At 41.1% G+C, this 15,661-nt stretch carries 12 protein-coding genes and 2 pseudogenes; 13 read left to right on the top strand and 1 reads right to left on the bottom strand.

All coding sequences use genetic code 11. The features are described 5' to 3' along the window. The first annotated feature begins 203 nt into the window (after positions 1-203). The 10 genes and pseudogenes from B7720_RS00365 (at position 204) to B7720_RS09935 (ending at position 9,845) form a co-directional block, all read left to right on the top strand. Entirely contained in the window at positions 204-755 is a 552-nt protein-coding gene (locus B7720_RS00365; RefSeq protein ID WP_084855961.1) for a GNAT family N-acetyltransferase, read from the top strand. 163 nt (positions 756-918) lie between these two features. Further along, complete coding sequence (gene ccdA2, locus B7720_RS00360; RefSeq protein WP_084855959.1) at positions 919-1,629, top strand: thiol-disulfide oxidoreductase-associated membrane protein CcdA2; 711 nt, start codon at positions 919-921, stop codon at positions 1,627-1,629. A gap of 13 nt (positions 1,630-1,642) precedes the next feature. Further along, the gene (locus B7720_RS00355) at positions 1,643-2,206 is read left to right on the top strand and encodes a redoxin family protein (RefSeq protein WP_084855956.1); all 564 of its coding nucleotides are present in this window, start codon (positions 1,643-1,645) and stop codon (positions 2,204-2,206) included. A gap of 9 nt (positions 2,207-2,215) precedes the next feature. After that, the gene (gene msrB, locus B7720_RS00350; RefSeq protein WP_084855954.1) at positions 2,216-3,328 is read left to right on the top strand and encodes a peptide-methionine (R)-S-oxide reductase MsrB; all 1,113 of its coding nucleotides are present in this window, start codon (positions 2,216-2,218) and stop codon (positions 3,326-3,328) included. Positions 3,329-3,398: 70 nt separating this feature from the next. Continuing rightward, the gene (locus tag B7720_RS00345) at positions 3,399-4,136 is read left to right on the top strand and encodes a response regulator transcription factor (protein ID WP_084855952.1); all 738 of its coding nucleotides are present in this window, start codon (positions 3,399-3,401) and stop codon (positions 4,134-4,136) included. Then, entirely contained in the window at positions 4,133-5,824 is a 1,692-nt protein-coding gene (locus tag B7720_RS00340; RefSeq protein WP_084855950.1) for a cache domain-containing sensor histidine kinase, read from the top strand. Before B7720_RS00345 ends, B7720_RS00340 begins: the two co-directional genes overlap by 4 nt. 109 nt (positions 5,825-5,933) lie before the next feature. Further along, positions 5,934-6,497, top strand: coding sequence for a TIGR01440 family protein (locus B7720_RS00335; RefSeq protein WP_049489869.1), 564 nt, complete (start codon positions 5,934-5,936; stop codon positions 6,495-6,497). Between the two features lie 263 nt (positions 6,498-6,760). After that, a complete protein-coding gene (pabB, locus tag B7720_RS00330; protein WP_084855947.1) occupies positions 6,761-8,482 on the top strand; it encodes an aminodeoxychorismate synthase component I in 1,722 nt (573 codons plus the stop codon). 106 nt (positions 8,483-8,588) lie between these two features. Then, positions 8,589-9,674: pseudogene (locus tag B7720_RS00325) on the top strand (Ltp family lipoprotein); the annotation flags it as partial. 9 nt (positions 9,675-9,683) lie between these two features. Then, on the top strand, positions 9,684-9,845 hold the full coding sequence (locus B7720_RS09935) for an Ltp family lipoprotein (RefSeq protein ID WP_425608240.1): 162 nt from the start codon (positions 9,684-9,686) through the stop codon (positions 9,843-9,845). Positions 9,846-10,044: 199 nt separating this feature from the next. Here B7720_RS09935 and B7720_RS00320 read toward each other — a convergent pair. Beyond that, a pseudogene (locus tag B7720_RS00320) lies at positions 10,045-10,417 on the bottom strand (helix-turn-helix domain-containing protein); the annotation flags it as partial. 167 nt (positions 10,418-10,584) lie between these two features. On the opposite strand from B7720_RS00320, the gene B7720_RS00315 reads away from it, so the two are divergent. The 3 genes from B7720_RS00315 (at position 10,585) to B7720_RS00305 (ending at position 15,026) form a co-directional block, all read left to right on the top strand. After that, positions 10,585-13,002: an Ltp family lipoprotein gene (locus B7720_RS00315; RefSeq protein WP_084855943.1), complete on the top strand. Its 2,418-nt coding sequence runs from the start codon at positions 10,585-10,587 to the stop codon at positions 13,000-13,002. A 125-nt stretch (positions 13,003-13,127) separates the two neighbouring features. Beyond that, positions 13,128-14,087 (top strand): ROK family glucokinase, encoded by a 960-nt coding sequence (locus B7720_RS00310; RefSeq protein WP_084855942.1) that lies wholly within the window; start codon positions 13,128-13,130, stop codon positions 14,085-14,087. 99 nt (positions 14,088-14,186) lie between these two features. Further along, positions 14,187-15,026, top strand: coding sequence for a thymidylate synthase (locus B7720_RS00305; protein WP_084855939.1), 840 nt, complete (start codon positions 14,187-14,189; stop codon positions 15,024-15,026). Positions 15,027-15,661 lie beyond the last annotated feature (635 nt).

Raw genomic sequence — 15,661 nt, 5'->3', positions numbered from 1 at the left:
CGCAACGATGACTAGGTTTGAAAAAGCTTTGTAAAGCGCATTTCAAACCAGACAGCGACTGCGTCAAGTAACTAGATGAAAAACTTGTTTTCTAGCTGTTACTAAGTATAGTCTTTTTACCCTGAGCCTAGAAATGAGAAAGCGAGGAAGGCCCGGGGAACCTTTTTAGCTTGAGCCTTAAGCATAGAAAGCGAGGTAACATTATGCAAGCAATCGGTACGCAAATGTTACAGACTGAACGTTTAATCTTGAGAAGATTTGTAGAGAGTGATGCGGAAGCCATGTTTCAAAATTGGGCTTCGTCTGCTGAGAATCTAATCTATGTCTCTTGGACTCCTCATCCTGATGTTGAGGTAACTCGAAACTCGATTCGAAATTGGGTTGCCTCCTATGCAAATCCCAACTATTACAAATGGGCCATTTGTCTCAAAGAGAACCCAGAGCATGTGATAGGAGATATCAGCATCATTGAAATGCACGAGGAAGATTTAAGTTGTGAAATTGGCTATGTTTTAGGAAAAATCTATTGGGGCCGAGGTATGATGACAGAGGCCTTGAAAGCTGTGTTAGATTTTTGTTTTACTCAAGCAGGCTTTCAAAAAGTCAGAGCTCGTTACGCTAGTCTCAATCTAGCTTCAGGCCGTGTTATGGAAAAAGCGGGAATGTCTTATCTAAAAACCATTGCCAATGGTGTGGAGAGAAAAGACTACGTTGCGGACCTTATTTATTACCAGATAAGTAGGGAGGACAGGTGATTCTCTTTTCTGTTTCTACCAAAGTCAGACCTTGTCTGGCTTTTTTTGTGCCAGATTTCTGAATAAACTGATTAAATTCCTATTTTTCCCTATCATTGTCCCTGTTTTTTCTGGAGTTTTGGAGCTATAATAGTCCTATCAAATCAAAGAATGGAGGAAGGCAATGGACAATGTAATCTTTTTTATCAGTGTTTTTCTTGCTGGAATTCTTTCCTTCTTTTCTCCTTGTATTTTACCCTTGTTGCCAGTCTATGCAGGGGTCTTGTTGGATGACAAAGATGGTGCACAGGCTTCTAGTGGAAAATTTTCAATCTCAGTTGTAAGTTTATTGCGAACTTTGGCCTTTATAGCGGGGATTTCTTTTATCTTTATCTTACTGGGTTATGGAGCTGGTTTTTTAGGCAATTTGCTTTATACTTCCTGGTTTCAGTATGTGACAGGTGCGATTATCATTCTCTTGGGCTTACACCAGATGGAAGTCCTACATTTGCAGGGCCTCTACAAGGAAAGAAGGCTACAATTAAAGAGACAGGGGCAAAAGGGTAACGGCTATAGTCAAGCATTTTTACTGGGGTTGACCTTTAGTTTTGCTTGGACGCCGTGTGTAGGGCCGGTTTTGGGCTCTGTTTTAGCCTTGGCGGCTTCTGGTGGCTCAGGTGCTTGGCAGGGAGCTGGTCTCATGTTGGTTTACACGCTGGGATTGGCACTACCATTTTTGGTTCTAGCTCTCGCCTCCAGCTATGTTTTGAAACATTTCCGAAAACTCCATCCTTATCTCGGGACCCTCAAAAAAGTGGGTGGTTTCCTCATTATCGTGATGGGAATCTTGGTGCTTTTGGGAAATGCTTCCATTTTGACTACATTATTTGAATAGAGAGGAAAAAGAAATGAAAAAATGGCAAACATGTCTCCTTGGAGTAGGCTCAATCTGTTGCTTGGCAGCCTGTTCGGCTAAAAATATGGCAGACGAGTCTACTATGAAGGAGCAAACCAAAACAGAACAAGTTAGTTCACAAACTGCCACTAAGGGTCAGGAAGTCGCTAATTTTGAACTGACAGGTGTAGATGGCAAGACCTATCGTTTATCTGACTACAAGGGCAAGAAAGTTTATCTCAAATTCTGGGCTTCTTGGTGTTCCATCTGTCTAGCCAGCCTTCCAGATACGGATGAAATCGCTAAGGATGCTGGTGATGACTATGTAGTTTTGACAGTGGTGTCTCCTGGACACAAGGGGGAACAATCTGAAGCAGACTTTAAAAACTGGTATAAGGGATTGGATTATAAAAATTTTCCAGTTTTAATTGATCCATCAGGTAAACTCTTGGAAAGTTATGGTGTCCGTTCTTACCCAACTCAAGCCTTTATAGACAAGGAAGGAAAGCTGGTCAAAACGCAACCAGGTTTTATGGATAAGGATATGATTTTAAAAACATTAAAGGAAATGGGGTAGAGAAAGGCTATGAACGATAAAGTAAAATTGTTTGTCTTGGCAGGGGTCATTCTCCTAGCCCTAACCGGTTTTTATTTTCTATTGATGCGAAATGCAGGGCAGACAGATAGCTCGCAAATTGAGAAAGCATCAGTTAGCCAAGGAGGAAAAACAGTGAAAAAAACAGAAGTGAGCAAAGACGCAGACTTGCACGAAATTTATCTAGCTGGAGGTTGTTTCTGGGGAGTGGAGGAATACTTCTCACGCGTGCCTGGAGTGACAGATGCCGTTTCAGGCTATGCAAATGGTAGAGGGGAAACAACCAAGTACGAATTGATTAACCAAACAGGACATGCGGAGACTGTTCATGTTACCTATGATGCTAATCAAATTTCTCTCAAAGAAATCCTGCTTCATTACTTCCGCATCATTAATCCAACCAGCAAAAATAAACAGGGAAATGATGTGGGGACCCAGTACCGTACTGGTGTCTATTACACAGATGACAAGGATTTGGAAGTAATCAACCAAGTCTTTGATGAGGTAGCTAAGAAATACGACCAACCTCTGGCAGTTGAAAAGGAAAACTTGAAGAATTTTGTGGTGGCGGAGGATTATCACCAAGACTACCTCAAGAAAAATCCAAATGGCTACTGTCATATCAATGTCAATCAGGCGGCCTACCCTGTCATTGATGCCAGCAAATATCCTAAACCAAGTGATGAGGAATTGAAAAAGACCTTGTCACCTGAGGAGTATGCAGTTACCCAGAAAAATCAAACAGAACGAGCTTTTTCAAACCGCTACTGGGATAAATTTGAATCCGGTATCTATGTGGATGTCGCAACTGGTGAACCCCTCTTTTCATCAAAGGACAAGTTTGAGTCTGGTTGTGGCTGGCCTAGTTTCACCCAACCAATCAGCCCAGATGTTGCTACCTACAAGGAAGATAAGTCTTACAATATGACACGCATGGAAGTGCGGAGCCGAGTTGGAGATTCTCACCTTGGCCACGTCTTTACAGATGGGCCTCAGGACAAGGGTGGCTTACGCTACTGTATCAATAGCCTTTCTATCCGCTTTATTCCTAAAGACCAAATGTCAGAAAAAGGTTATGCCTATTTACTAGATTATGTCGATTAAGAAGTCTTTCCTAAGCAGTTAGAGGAGAATTTTGCTATACTGATACTAGTGAGTGGTAAAGGAGCAGAGCATGACCTACACAATCTTAATCGTAGAAGATGAGTATCTGGTAAGACAAGGATTGACCAAGCTGGTTAATGTAGCGGCCTACGATATGGAAATCATCGGTCAGGCTGAAAATGGAAGACAGGCTTGGGACTTGATTCAACAACAGGTGCCGGATATCATTTTAACCGATATCAATATGCCTCAGCTAAATGGCATCCAGTTGGCCAGGCTGGTCCGAGAAACCTATCCTCAGGTTCACCTAGTTTTTTTGACAGGTTACGATGATTTTGATTATGCCTTATCTGCCGTCAAACTCGGTGTAGATGACTACTTGCTCAAACCCTTTTCGCGTCAGGATATTGAGGAAATGTTGGGGAAAATCAAGCAAAAACTAGACAAGGAAGAAAAGGAAGAGCAGTTACAAGATTTATTAACTGATAAGTTTGAGGGAAATCTGGCCCAGAAAATCCAGTCTCATCTGGCTGACAGTCAGTTTAGTTTGAAGTCTTTGGCCAGTGACCTAGGTTTTAGTCCGACTTATTTGAGTTCCTTAATTAAGAAAGAGTTGGGCCTGCCTTTTCAGGATTATTTGGTGCGAGAACGTGTTAAACAAGCCAAGCTCTTGCTTCTGACCACGGATTTAAAGATTTACCAGATAGCCGAAAAGGTTGGCTTTGAAGATATGAACTATTTTACCCAACGTTTTAAACAGATTGCAGGTGTGACCCCTCGTCAGTTTAAGAAGGGAGAAGGTCGATGAAGCGTTCTTCTCTTTTAGTCAGAATGGTTATTTCCATCTTTCTGGTCTTTCTCATTCTCCTAGCTCTGGTTGGGACTTTCTATTATCAATCTAGTTCATCAGCTATTGAGACCACTATTGAGGGCAATAGCCAAACGACCATTAGCCAGACTAGCCACTTTATTCAGTCTTATATCAAAAAATTAGAAACCACCTCGACAAGTTTGACCCAGCAGGCAGATGTCCTAGCCTATGCTGAGAATCCCAGTCAAGACAAGGTAAAGGAAATCCGAGATCTGTTTTTGACCATCTTAAAGGCAGACCAGGACTTGAAAACGGTGGTACTGGTCACCAAATCCGGTCAGGTTATTTCTACAGATGATAGTGTGCAGATGAAAACCTCCTCTGATATGATGGCTGAGGATTGGTACCAAAAGGCCATTCATCAGGGAGCTAAGCCAGTTTTGACCCCGGCTCGTAAATCAGATAGTCAATGGGTCATTTCTGTCACTCAAGAACTTGTTGATGCAAAGGGAGCCAATCTTGGTGTGCTTCGTTTGGATATTTCCTACGAAACTCTGGAAGCCTATCTCAACCAGCTCCAGTTGGGCCAGCAGGGTTTTGCCTTTATCATCAATGAAAACCATGAATTTGTCTACCATCCTAAACGTACTGTCTATAGCTCAGCAAGTGAAATGGAGGCTATGAAACCCTACATCGAGACGGGGCAGGGCTATACGCTAGACCATCAATCCTACGTCAGTCAGGAACAGATTGCAGGAACTGATTGGACGGTTATAGGCGTGTCTTCGTTGGAGAAGTTAGACCAGGTTCGGAGTCAACTCATGTGGACCTTGCTTGGTGCTAGTGCCTTATCTCTTCTTGCCTGTCTCTGCTTGGTGTGGTTCAGTCTCAAACGCTGGATTGCCCCTTTGAAGGAACTTAGAGAAACCATGCTGGAAATTGCTTCTGGTGCTCAGAATCTTCGTGCCAAGGAAGCTGATGCCTATGAACTGAGAGAAGTGACTCGTCAGTTCAATGCCATGTTGGATCAGATTGATCAGTTGATGGCAGATGTGCGCAGGCAGGAAGAAGCAACCCGGCAGTATGAACTTCAAGCACTGTCGAGCCAGATTAACCCCCATTTCCTCTATAATACTTTGGACACTATCATCTGGATGGCTGAGTTTCAGGATAGTCAGCGAGTGGTTCAGGTGACCAAGTCCTTGGCAACCTATTTCCGCTTGGCGCTCAATCAAGGAAAGGATTTGATTTCTCTTTCTGATGAAATCAATCATGTCCGCCAGTACCTCTTTATCCAGAAACAACGCTATGGTGATAAGCTGGAGTATGAGATTGCTGAAGATCCTGCTTTTGGTAACCTAGTCTTACCCAAGTTGGTGTTGCAACCTCTTGTAGAAAATGCTCTTTACCATGGCATCAAGGAGAAGGAAGGCCAGGGCCATATTAAAGTTTCTGTTCAGAGACAGGATACAGGGCTTGTCATCCGTATTAAGGATGATGGTGTTGGTTTCCAAAATCCTGGTGATAGCAGTCAAAGTCAGCTCAAACGTGGGGGAGTTGGTTTGCAAAACGTTGATCAACGCCTCAAACTTCATTTTGGAGACAATTACCAGATGAAGATCAATTCTGTACCTTCAAAAGGGACGATAGTTGAAATATACATTAATAAAATAGTAATTAGCTAACTCCCAGTCTATTCTGGGAGTTTTGCTTTTAAAATTCAGAATGATTAGTTGGCCTTGATAAAATCAGTAAAAAAAGATATGATAGATAGTGACAAAAGAGGTATCAAGTATGAAGGAAAAAGACATTCAAAGAGCAACAAGCCAGATTGTAGAAGATGTATTAGAAAAGGCCAATTTAAAGCAAGGAGCTATCTTTGTTTTGGGCCTTTCTTCTAGTGAGGTGATAGGTGGTCAGATTGGCAAGGAATCCAGTCAAGAAATTGGGGAAATCATTGTGAAAACCATTCTAGCTATCCTAGAGGATAAAGGAATTCATCTAGCTGTTCAAGGTTGTGAACATGTCAATCGAGCTCTCGTTGTTGAACGTCAGGTGGCAGAGCAGTTTGGTTTGGAGATTGTTAGTGTCCTTCCTACACTTCATGCAGGAGGTTCGGGTCAGTTGGCAGCCTTCAAGTTTATGCAGGATCCTGTTGAGGTTGAATTTATCAAGGCCCATGCTGGATTGGATATCGGAGATACTGCAATCGGCATGCATGTCAAGCATGTTCAGGTTCCGATTCGCCCTCTTTTGAGAGAGATTGGGCACGCCCACGTAACGGCTCTAGCTAGTCGTCCCAAATTAATCGGAGGTGCGCGTGCGCACTATCCACAAGATTCTATCAGAAAGTCGTGAACTTATTCTGTAGTAACAGAAGAAAAGTAAAAGACAGAGGAAAAATGGTATAGATACCAGGACTTCCTCTGTTCTTTTTTTGTTGAATTTTTGTGTAAAGTGCTCCAAATAAGATCAGTTTTTACAAGAAGAAGGGACGCCATCTGAAGGAAAATTGCCAAAAGTAGAAAAAGTAAAGTAGAGAATTTTTTTCGTTATAGAAATCAGTAAACAAAGCTGGATTTAGCTGTTCTAGGTCGGCTTTTTTGTGCTATACTTAAGATATGCATAGAAAAACAGTGATTGATTTTAGGGCTTTGGGGGAGAGATACACTTTTACCCAGCCGATCAAAGAGTTAAAAACGAGAGACTTATCAGAAGTAGCGGACTTGCTGGCACAGGTGGAGAGCTACCAAGAACAGGGATATTATGTGGTGGGCTATGTCAGCTATGAGGCTGCACCTGCTTTTGAGGAAAAACTAGCAGTTCACAAGCTTCCTCTACTGGGCGAGTATTTGCTTTACTTTACCGTTCACGATAGGGTGGAAACATCCCCTATTCCTCTGACTTATGAGGAAGTAGATCTGCCTTCAAAGTGGCAGGAAGTAACGTCTGAAGCAAACTATGAAAAGGCTATTGCCCAGATTCACCATCATTTGCGTCAGGGAGACACCTATCAGGTCAACTACACCGTCCAACTCAAGCAGGACTTAAGTGACAATCCTTTTGCCATCTACAATCGTATGGTGGTAGAGCAGGAGGCGGGCTACAATGCCTATGTGGAACATGACGAGATGGCAGTGATTTCCATGAGCCCAGAGCTCTTTTTTGAGCAAAATGACCGGGAATTAACGACTCGCCCAATGAAGGGAACAACCCAGCGGGGAGTGACTAACCAAGAAGATTTAGAACAGGCTAGTTGGCTAGAACAGGATCCTAAAAATCGCTCAGAGAATATGATGATTGTAGATCTCTTGCGCAACGATATGAACCGTATTTCTGAGGTGGGGAGTGAGCACGTGGAGCGTCTGTGCCAAGTGGAGCAGTATTCAACCGTTTGGCAGATGACGTCGACCATTAAGAGTCAGTTACGACCGGATGTGGACTTGGTTGCCATTTTTCGCTCTCTCTTTCCTTGTGGATCCATAACGGGAGCTCCCAAAATTGCGACTATGGAGATCATCAAGGACTTGGAGCTACAACCCAGAGGAGTTTACTGTGGAACGATTGGTCTCTTGCTTCCAAATGGACGACGGATTTTTAATGTCGCCATTCGGACCATTCAACTTCACAAGGGCCAAGCCATCTATGGGGTTGGCGGAGGGATTACTTGGGATAGCACCTGGGAGTCTGAATACCGTGAAGTTCATCAAAAGGCGGCTGTTCTCTATCGTAAACAAGCTCGTTTCAAATTGATTTCTACAGGAAGAGTCAGCCAGAAGAGCCTGCTGTTTGAAGATCAACATCTGGAAAGACTGACAAAGGCGAGCCGTTATTTTGCCTATCCTCTTGATCCAAAAAAACTGAGACAAAAGATAGAGGAAGAGTGCCAAGCTTGTGATTTCCACCAAGACTACCGTTTGCGAATTGGTCTCAGCAAATCTGGAGAGATAGAACTCAGTCGCCAAATCTTAGCACCCCTCAGTCCAAGTTTCTGCAAAGCCAAACTTTGTCTGCAAGAAGCAGATTTGAATCAATCATTTACCTACTTCAAAACCACTCACAGACCGCACTTGAGCTTAGGGGAACAGGAAATCATTTACCATAATGTGGTAGGAGAGCTATTAGAAACCTCTATTGGAAATCTGGTCTTAAAAATTAATGGTAAGCTCTACACACCGCCTATCAGTCTAGGGATTTTGCCAGGAATTTACCGCCAGCATTTGCTGGAAAGAGGACAGGTAGAGGAAAAAGTTCTGACTTTGGCAGACTTGAACCAAGCAGAAGCTATCTATGGCTGTAACGCAGTCAGAGGTTTGTATGAGTTGGAAGTGAATCCTAAATGATTCTTTAAATTTAAAAACAACATGATAAATATGTTAAATAATTTGAATTGTTGAATTAAGTTTGATAAAATAAAAAGAAAACGATGTCCTTTTAAAGGAGGAAATGATGAAAAAAACTTTTCTTTTAAAAACTAGTCTAGCTAGTTTATCTGTTTTGACAATACTTGCTCAACCGACTTTTGCTAATGATACAATTCACTTTTCTAGTTGCACAGAAGCATGGCAAAATGGCTACTCTGATATTCATAGAGGAGAGCCTGGATATTCTTCTAGACTAGACAAAGATGGTGACGGAGTTGCCTGTGAACGCTCAAAAGCCCCTCGAGGTGTTTTTAAACCACGTCAATCTCATTCTCAATCTAGTCGAACAACTAGTGGTTGGGTGAATCGTGACGGTGCTTGGTATTACCTCAAATCCGACGGATCATATGTTACAAACAGCTGGCAAGGAAATTACTATCTCAAGTCCGATGGCAAGATGGCTAAAAATGAATGGCTTTATGACAACGTCTACCAAGGCTGGTATTACCTCAAATCAGATGGTACTTATGCAAAAAACAGCTGGCAAGGTAATTATTATCTCAAGTCAAATGGTAAGATGGCTAGTAGCGAGTGGGTGTATGATGGAGGTTACCAAGGCTGGTATTACCTCAAATCAGATGGTACTTATGCAAAAAACAGTTGGCAAGGAAATTACTATCTCAAGTCCGATGGTAAGATGGCTAAAAGCGAGTGGATTTATGATGGAGGCTACCAAGGCTGGTATTACCTCAAATCTGATGGATCATATGCTAAAAGCAGTTGGCAAGGAAATTATTATCTCAAGTCCGATGGTAAGATGGCTAAAAGCGAGTGGATTTATGATGGAGGCTACCAAGGCTGGTATTATCTCAAATCTGACGGATCATATGCTAAAAGCAGTTGGCAAGGAAATTACTATCTCAAGTCCGATGGTAAGATGGCCAAGAATGAATGGGTTGATGGTGGACGTTACTTTGTAGGTTCTGATGGCTTATGGCAAAATCAGTCAGTTAGCCAGTCCAGCTCTAACCAGACTAAAACAGACTATGCAAATGCTCTTGAGAAAGCAAAAAATTACAATTCGTGGGCAAATATGTCTAAGAAGCGTTTGTACAAACAATTGACTTCTCAATATGGAGAAAAATTTACAAGTGATGCCGCACAATATGCCATCGATCATTTGAATGCAGACTATAAGGCAAATGCCTTAGCAAAGGCTAAAATTTACCAAAAACAATTTAATAAATCGAAAGATGCAATATACGATCAGTTGGTTTCGCCTTATGGTGAAGAATTTACTGAAGAAGAAGCTAACTATGCCATTCAACATTTGGGTGACTAATTATTTAGAATAACTATTTTAACACTGATTGATAAGTCAAGTGCAACAAAGTTGTTCCTCTAATTAAGAGAGTATCTTTAAAGCTGTTTGAGTGAGCTCAAACAGCTTTTTTTGCGGACTATAGCCAAGTTCAAAATAGAAGGTTCTCCTATTGTCTTTTCACTCAGAACAGAATGAATTTTCCAATTTCAAAAAGAGGTTGGAGTTTATAGGTGTGAACAAAGGCATCTATGCTATGTCCCGTTGGTTTCTCTCCCATTAGTTCTGTAAATTCTTTCAGAAAGTCGTCCGATAAACGATCCAGTTTCAAATAATAGCTGGCTTCTCTAGCATACTGATAACGGTTATGGGTAGCATCTGCATAATGGTGTAAGTAATAGATCTTCTGCCCATTGACTTATTTCACTTGTGTTATGGAACCACGATTCATTTTACGAGTAATAGTAGAGCAGTTTCCCCCAGTTTACGAGCAAACTCAGCAGGTTTGAATCCTACGTTTAAATAAGCTTCAATTTCTACTCGCTCAGCTTCAGATAAGTGCTTGTATGAGAATAATTAGTGGACATGTTCATCTTCCTTTATACTGTTTTTCGCAACTCTAGTATATCAGATGAACATGTCTTTTGTGTTGCACTTCATTCTAAAATAGGGCTTTCATAAATAGTTATTATTTGAATGTAAAAAAAATTAAGTATATGGTATACTATAGGTATAAATCATTAAAACAATGGAGATTTTTATGAAAAAATCAAAAAAAATTTTAGTAACCAGCTTAGCAACTGCAACACTGGGACTTATTGCATTATCAGATACAACTGGAGACTTTCCTTTTTCGGCTCAGCATGTTTCTGCTCAAGAAAAGGATGCATCTAAAAATGGTAAGGTTGTAAAAGAGAATACAACTTCGGCGTCAAATCAAGCTGAGAAATCAAAAACACCAGCGCAAAAACCTGCTGAGAAACCAAAAACACCAGCACCGAAACCAGAACCAAAACCAGAACCAAAACCAGCGCCGAAACCAGCGCCAAAGCCAGCACCAAAACCAGCACCAAAACCTGCTGAGAAACCTAAAAATACAAGTCCTAAAGAGGATAAGTCCAAATCTACAGCTCAGTCTGGTTGGGTAGGCTCATCGTACTATGAAAATGGTACTAAAGTTACTAATAAGTGGATTTTTGATAAAAAAGCTAATTCTTATTTCTATCTAAATGCTTCGGGAAACTATGTCCAAAATGCTTGGGTAGGCAATTACTATCTTAAATCAGATGGTAAAATGGCTAAGAGTGAATGGATTTATGATAAAAACTATGGATCCTATTATTATCTAACCGCAGAAGGTAGCTACGCTCTAAACGCATGGGTAGGTAATTACTATCTCAAATCAAATGGGAAGAGAGCTAAAAATGAATGGATTTATGACAATAACTATGGGTCATACTATTATTTAACAGGAGAAGGCAGCTACGCTCGCAACACATGGGTAGGCAATTACTATCTAAAATCAGATGGTAAGATGGCTAAAGCTGAGTGGATTTATGATAAAAACTATGGATCCTATTATTATCTAACCGCAGAAGGTAGCTACGCTCGAAACGCATGGGTAGGAAATTACTATCTAAAATCAGATGGTAAGATGGCCAAAAATGAATGGGTAGATGGTGGTCGTTATTATGTAGGAGACGATGGTGTGTGGCAACCAAAACCAGCGCCAAAGCCAGCACCAAAACCAGCTGAGAAACCGAAAACGCCAGCACCAAAACCAGCTGAGAAACCGAAAACGCCAGCACAAAAACCTGCTGAGAAACCGAAAACACCAGCACCAAAACCAGCTGAGAAACCGAAAACGCCAGCACAAAAACCTGCTGAGAAACCGAAAACACCAGCATCAAAACCAGCTGAGAAACCAAAAACACCAGCACAAAAACCTGCTGATAAACCAAAAACACCAGCACCAAAACCGGCTGAAAAAACTAAAGAAACAACTCCTAAACAGGATAAATCACAATCTAAAGTTCAGTCTGGCTGGGTAGGAAATTACTACCTCAAATCAGATGGAAAGAGAGCTAAAAATGAATGGGTAGATGGTGGTCGTTATTATGTTGATTCTGATGGAAAAAAGGTTAAAAGTGACTGGATTTATGATAAAAACTATGGTTCATATTATTATCTAACAGCAGAAGGCAGCTACGCTCGCAACAAATGGGTAGGTAGATATTATCTCAAATCAGATGGTAAGATGGCCAAGAATGAATGGGTAGACGGCGGTCGTTATTATGTTGAATCAGACGGTAAAATGGCTAAGGACAAATGGGTAGATGGTGGTCGTTACTATGTAGGATACGATGGTGTGTGGCAACCAAAACCAGCAGCCGGGAATCCATACTCAGCAGCTTTAAAGAGAGCACAAGGTTATAATGAGATTCATTTGTCAAAAAAAAGAATTTATGAGATGTTAATTTTTGAAGGTTTTAATAGTGACACTGCACAATATGCTATCAATCATTTGCAAGCAGACTATAAGGCGAATGCCTTAGCTAAAGCAATAGGATACCGAAAAAATAGCAATTTCTCAAAAACGAAAATTTATGACTGGCTAACTTCTCCTAGTATTGACAAATTTACCAAAGAAGAAGCCAACTATGCTATTCAAAAACTTAATCTACCATCAGAAGGCAGCTATCCTCGCAATAAATGGGTAGGATACTATTATTATAAATCAGATGGAAAGTTAGCCAAGAATGAATGGGTAGATGGTGGCCGTTATTATGTTGAATCAGATGGTAAAATGGCTAGGGACAAATGGGTAGATGGTGGTCGTTACTATGTAGGATACGATGGTGTGTGGCAACCAAAACCAGCAGCCGGGAATCCATACTCAGCAGCTTTAAAGAGAGCACAAGGTTATAATGAGATTCATTTGTCAAAAAAAAGAATTTATGAGATGTTAATTTTTGAAGGTTTTAATAGTGACACTGCACAATATGCTATCAATCATTTGCAAGCAGACTATAAGGCAAATGCCTTAGCTAAAGCAAGACAATACCGAAAACATAACAATTTCTCAAAAACGAAAATTTATGACTGGCTAACTTCTCCTAGTATTGACAAATTTACCAAAGAAGAAGCAAACTATGCCATTCAACATTTAGGTGACTAATTTTTACAAATAGTGAAGCAAATGAGATGTTTTAATTTTGGCTTGTAGCCTGCAAACCTTTGCACAAAAGAGACGATTTTGTTATACTATGTCTGTAAGCATTTTCAATTAAAAAGGAGAAGACGATGAGTCAAAAGATTATTGGGATTGACCTTGGTGGAACATCTGTCAAGTTCGCAATTTTAACTCAAGAGGGAGAAATCCAAGAAAAATGGTCTATTAAGACCAATATTTTGGACGAAGGAAGCCATATTGTAGATGATATGATTGAGTCTATTCAGCATCGTTTGGACTTGCTTGGATTGTCAGCTACGGATTTCCGAGGTATTGGAATGGGATCACCTGGTGTGGTTGACCGTGAAAAAGGGACTGTTATCGGTGCCTACAACCTCAACTGGAAAACCCTTCAACCGATTAAAGAAAAGATTGAAAAAGCCTTGGGGATTTCATTCTTCATTGATAATGATGCCAATGTAGCTGCTCTTGGTGAGCGCTGGATGGGTGCTGGTGACAACCAACCAGACGTTGTCTTTATGACACTTGGTACCGGTGTTGGTGGTGGTATCGTGGCAGAAGGCAAATTGCTTCATGGTGTTGCTGGTGCAGCAGGAGAGCTTGGCCATATCACTGTTGACTTTGACCAACCAATCGCATGTACCTGTGGTAAAAAAGGCTGTCTTGAGACAGTTGCTTCTGCAACAGGGATTGTCAACTTGACTCGTCGCTATGCAGATGAATACGAAGGCGATGCGGCCTTGAAACGCTTGATAGATGACGGTGAAGAAGTAACAGCCAAAACTGTTTTTGACCTTGCAAAAGAAGGAGATGACCTTGCCTTGATCGTTTACCGTAACTTCTCACGTTACTTGGGAATCGCATGTGCTAACATCGGATCAATCCTCAACCCATCAACAATCGTTATCGGTGGTGGGGTGTCCGCTGCGGGAGAATTCCTTCTACAAGGTGTTCAAAAGGTTTACGACGAAAATACCTTCCCACAAGTACGCACAACAACTAAACTAGCTCTTGCAACTCTAGGAAATGACGCTGGAGTTATCGGAGCAGCATCACTTGTATTGCAATAAGATAATAAAAAGGGGAAAAACACTACTTTAAAGCTAGTGATTTTCCTCCTTTCTTTTTTTATGCTATACTAGTTAGGACAATAAATGAGGTGAGAGTAAATGACAAAAGCTGATACGATTTTTAAAGAGAATATTGAACGAATCCTCAAAGACGGCGTCTTTTCTGAACAAGCACGTCCTAAGTACAAGGACGGAACAGTTGCTAACTCTAAGTATGTGACTGGTGCTTTTGCAGAGTATGACTTGGCAAAAGGGGAATTTCCCATCACAACCCTGCGACCCATTGCAATCAAATCCGCCATCAAGGAAGTTCTATGGATTTACCAAGACCAGTCTAATAGCCTAGAAGTGCTCAATGACAAGTACAATGTTCACTACTGGAATGACTGGGAAGTGGGAGATACGGGAACTATCGGTGAGCGCTATGGGGCAGTTGTTAAGAAACACGACATCATCAATAAAATTCTCAAACAGTTGGAAGCCAACCCTTGGAATCGTCGCAATATCATCTCGCTCTGGGATTATGAGGCTTTTGAGGAGACAGATGGTCTTCTTCCATGCGCCTTTCAGACCATGTTTGATGTTCGTCGCGTTGATGGGGACATCTATCTGGATGCGACCTTGACTCAGCGTTCGAATGATATGTTGGTGGCACACCACATTAACGCTATGCAGTACGTAGCCTTGCAGATGATGATTGCCAAGCATTTTGGATGGAAGGTTGGGAAGTTCTTCTACTTTATCAACAATCTCCATATCTATGATAATCAGTTTGAACAAGCAGAGGAGTTGCTTGGTCGTGAACCGTCAAATTGCCAACCTCGTTTGGTCTTGAATGTGCCAGATGGGACCAATTTCTTTGATATCAAAGCCGAGGACTTTGAGTTGGTTGACTATAATCCGGTCAAGCCGCAGCTGAAGTTTGATTTGGCTATTTAAGAAAAATGTAAATATCCTTCTATGACTAACACCTCATAAGTTAGACAGAAAAATCTAACTTATGAGGTGTTTTCTTATGTTGTAATTTATGAGGATAAAGTTCAAATTTATAATCTGCAAAAGCAGGCTTTTCGTCAACTGTAGTGGTCTAGCGAAAAGCCTTTTTAAGACAGGTATAGGAGTCATTGTGCTGACTATAGTTAAACTTTTTCGGACTAAGCATATCCTTCTGTCTGTTAGGACGAGTGTAAGGAGAGATAGGAGTGATGTCTTAATTCAGTAAGAACTTAAGTTTAATGGGAGTTTTGTAACTGGAATTCGCGATAATGTAAGAAAGTTTGATGTTTTCTATCTAGCTAAAGAGGGCAGGCAATACCTGACTGTTACGTACATTACCTGCCTCCAAACTATAAGCCGGCGCTCAGCAGTACTTATCGATGAGCAGTCTAGGCAAAACTCTCCTTAGAAATTAAGATTATCCAACTCCGATAATAATAATTCCTTCTAGTAAAAAGAGTAGGAGTGGTAATATTTTTTGTTTTTTCATGTGTAATCCTCACTTTTGTTTTTTTTTATTATATGTTATTATTGGGGTGAATAAAATATATTCCCATATATGCGTGATGGAGGTTCAG

It is taken from the genome of Streptococcus oralis subsp. oralis (assembly GCF_002096455.1).
Classification (GTDB): Bacteria; Bacillota; Bacilli; order Lactobacillales; family Streptococcaceae; genus Streptococcus; species Streptococcus oralis_CY.
The sequence above is the reverse complement of the archived record's forward strand: the minus strand, read 5'-3'. Positions and strand labels throughout refer to the sequence as shown.

Excerpts from the sequence above, each read along its gene's own strand:
- B7720_RS00340 (WP_084855950.1), top strand. The coding sequence starts at position 4,133 with ATGAAGCGTTCTTCTCTTTTAGTCAGAATGGTTATTTCCATCTTTCTG.
- B7720_RS00310 (WP_084855942.1), top strand. The coding sequence starts at position 13,128 with ATGAGTCAAAAGATTATTGGGATTGACCTTGGTGGAACATCTGTCAAG.
- B7720_RS00305 (WP_084855939.1), top strand. The coding sequence starts at position 14,187 with ATGACAAAAGCTGATACGATTTTTAAAGAGAATATTGAACGAATCCTC.
- ccdA2 (WP_084855959.1), top strand. The coding sequence starts at position 919 with ATGGACAATGTAATCTTTTTTATCAGTGTTTTTCTTGCTGGAATTCTT.
- msrB (WP_084855954.1), top strand. The coding sequence starts at position 2,216 with ATGAACGATAAAGTAAAATTGTTTGTCTTGGCAGGGGTCATTCTCCTA.
- B7720_RS00335 (WP_049489869.1), top strand. The coding sequence starts at position 5,934 with ATGAAGGAAAAAGACATTCAAAGAGCAACAAGCCAGATTGTAGAAGAT.
- B7720_RS00345 (WP_084855952.1), top strand. The coding sequence starts at position 3,399 with ATGACCTACACAATCTTAATCGTAGAAGATGAGTATCTGGTAAGACAA.
- B7720_RS00355 (WP_084855956.1), top strand. The coding sequence starts at position 1,643 with ATGAAAAAATGGCAAACATGTCTCCTTGGAGTAGGCTCAATCTGTTGC.
- B7720_RS00365 (WP_084855961.1), top strand. The coding sequence starts at position 204 with ATGCAAGCAATCGGTACGCAAATGTTACAGACTGAACGTTTAATCTTG.
- pabB (WP_084855947.1), top strand. The coding sequence starts at position 6,761 with ATGCATAGAAAAACAGTGATTGATTTTAGGGCTTTGGGGGAGAGATAC.
- B7720_RS00315 (WP_084855943.1), top strand. The coding sequence starts at position 10,585 with ATGAAAAAATCAAAAAAAATTTTAGTAACCAGCTTAGCAACTGCAACA.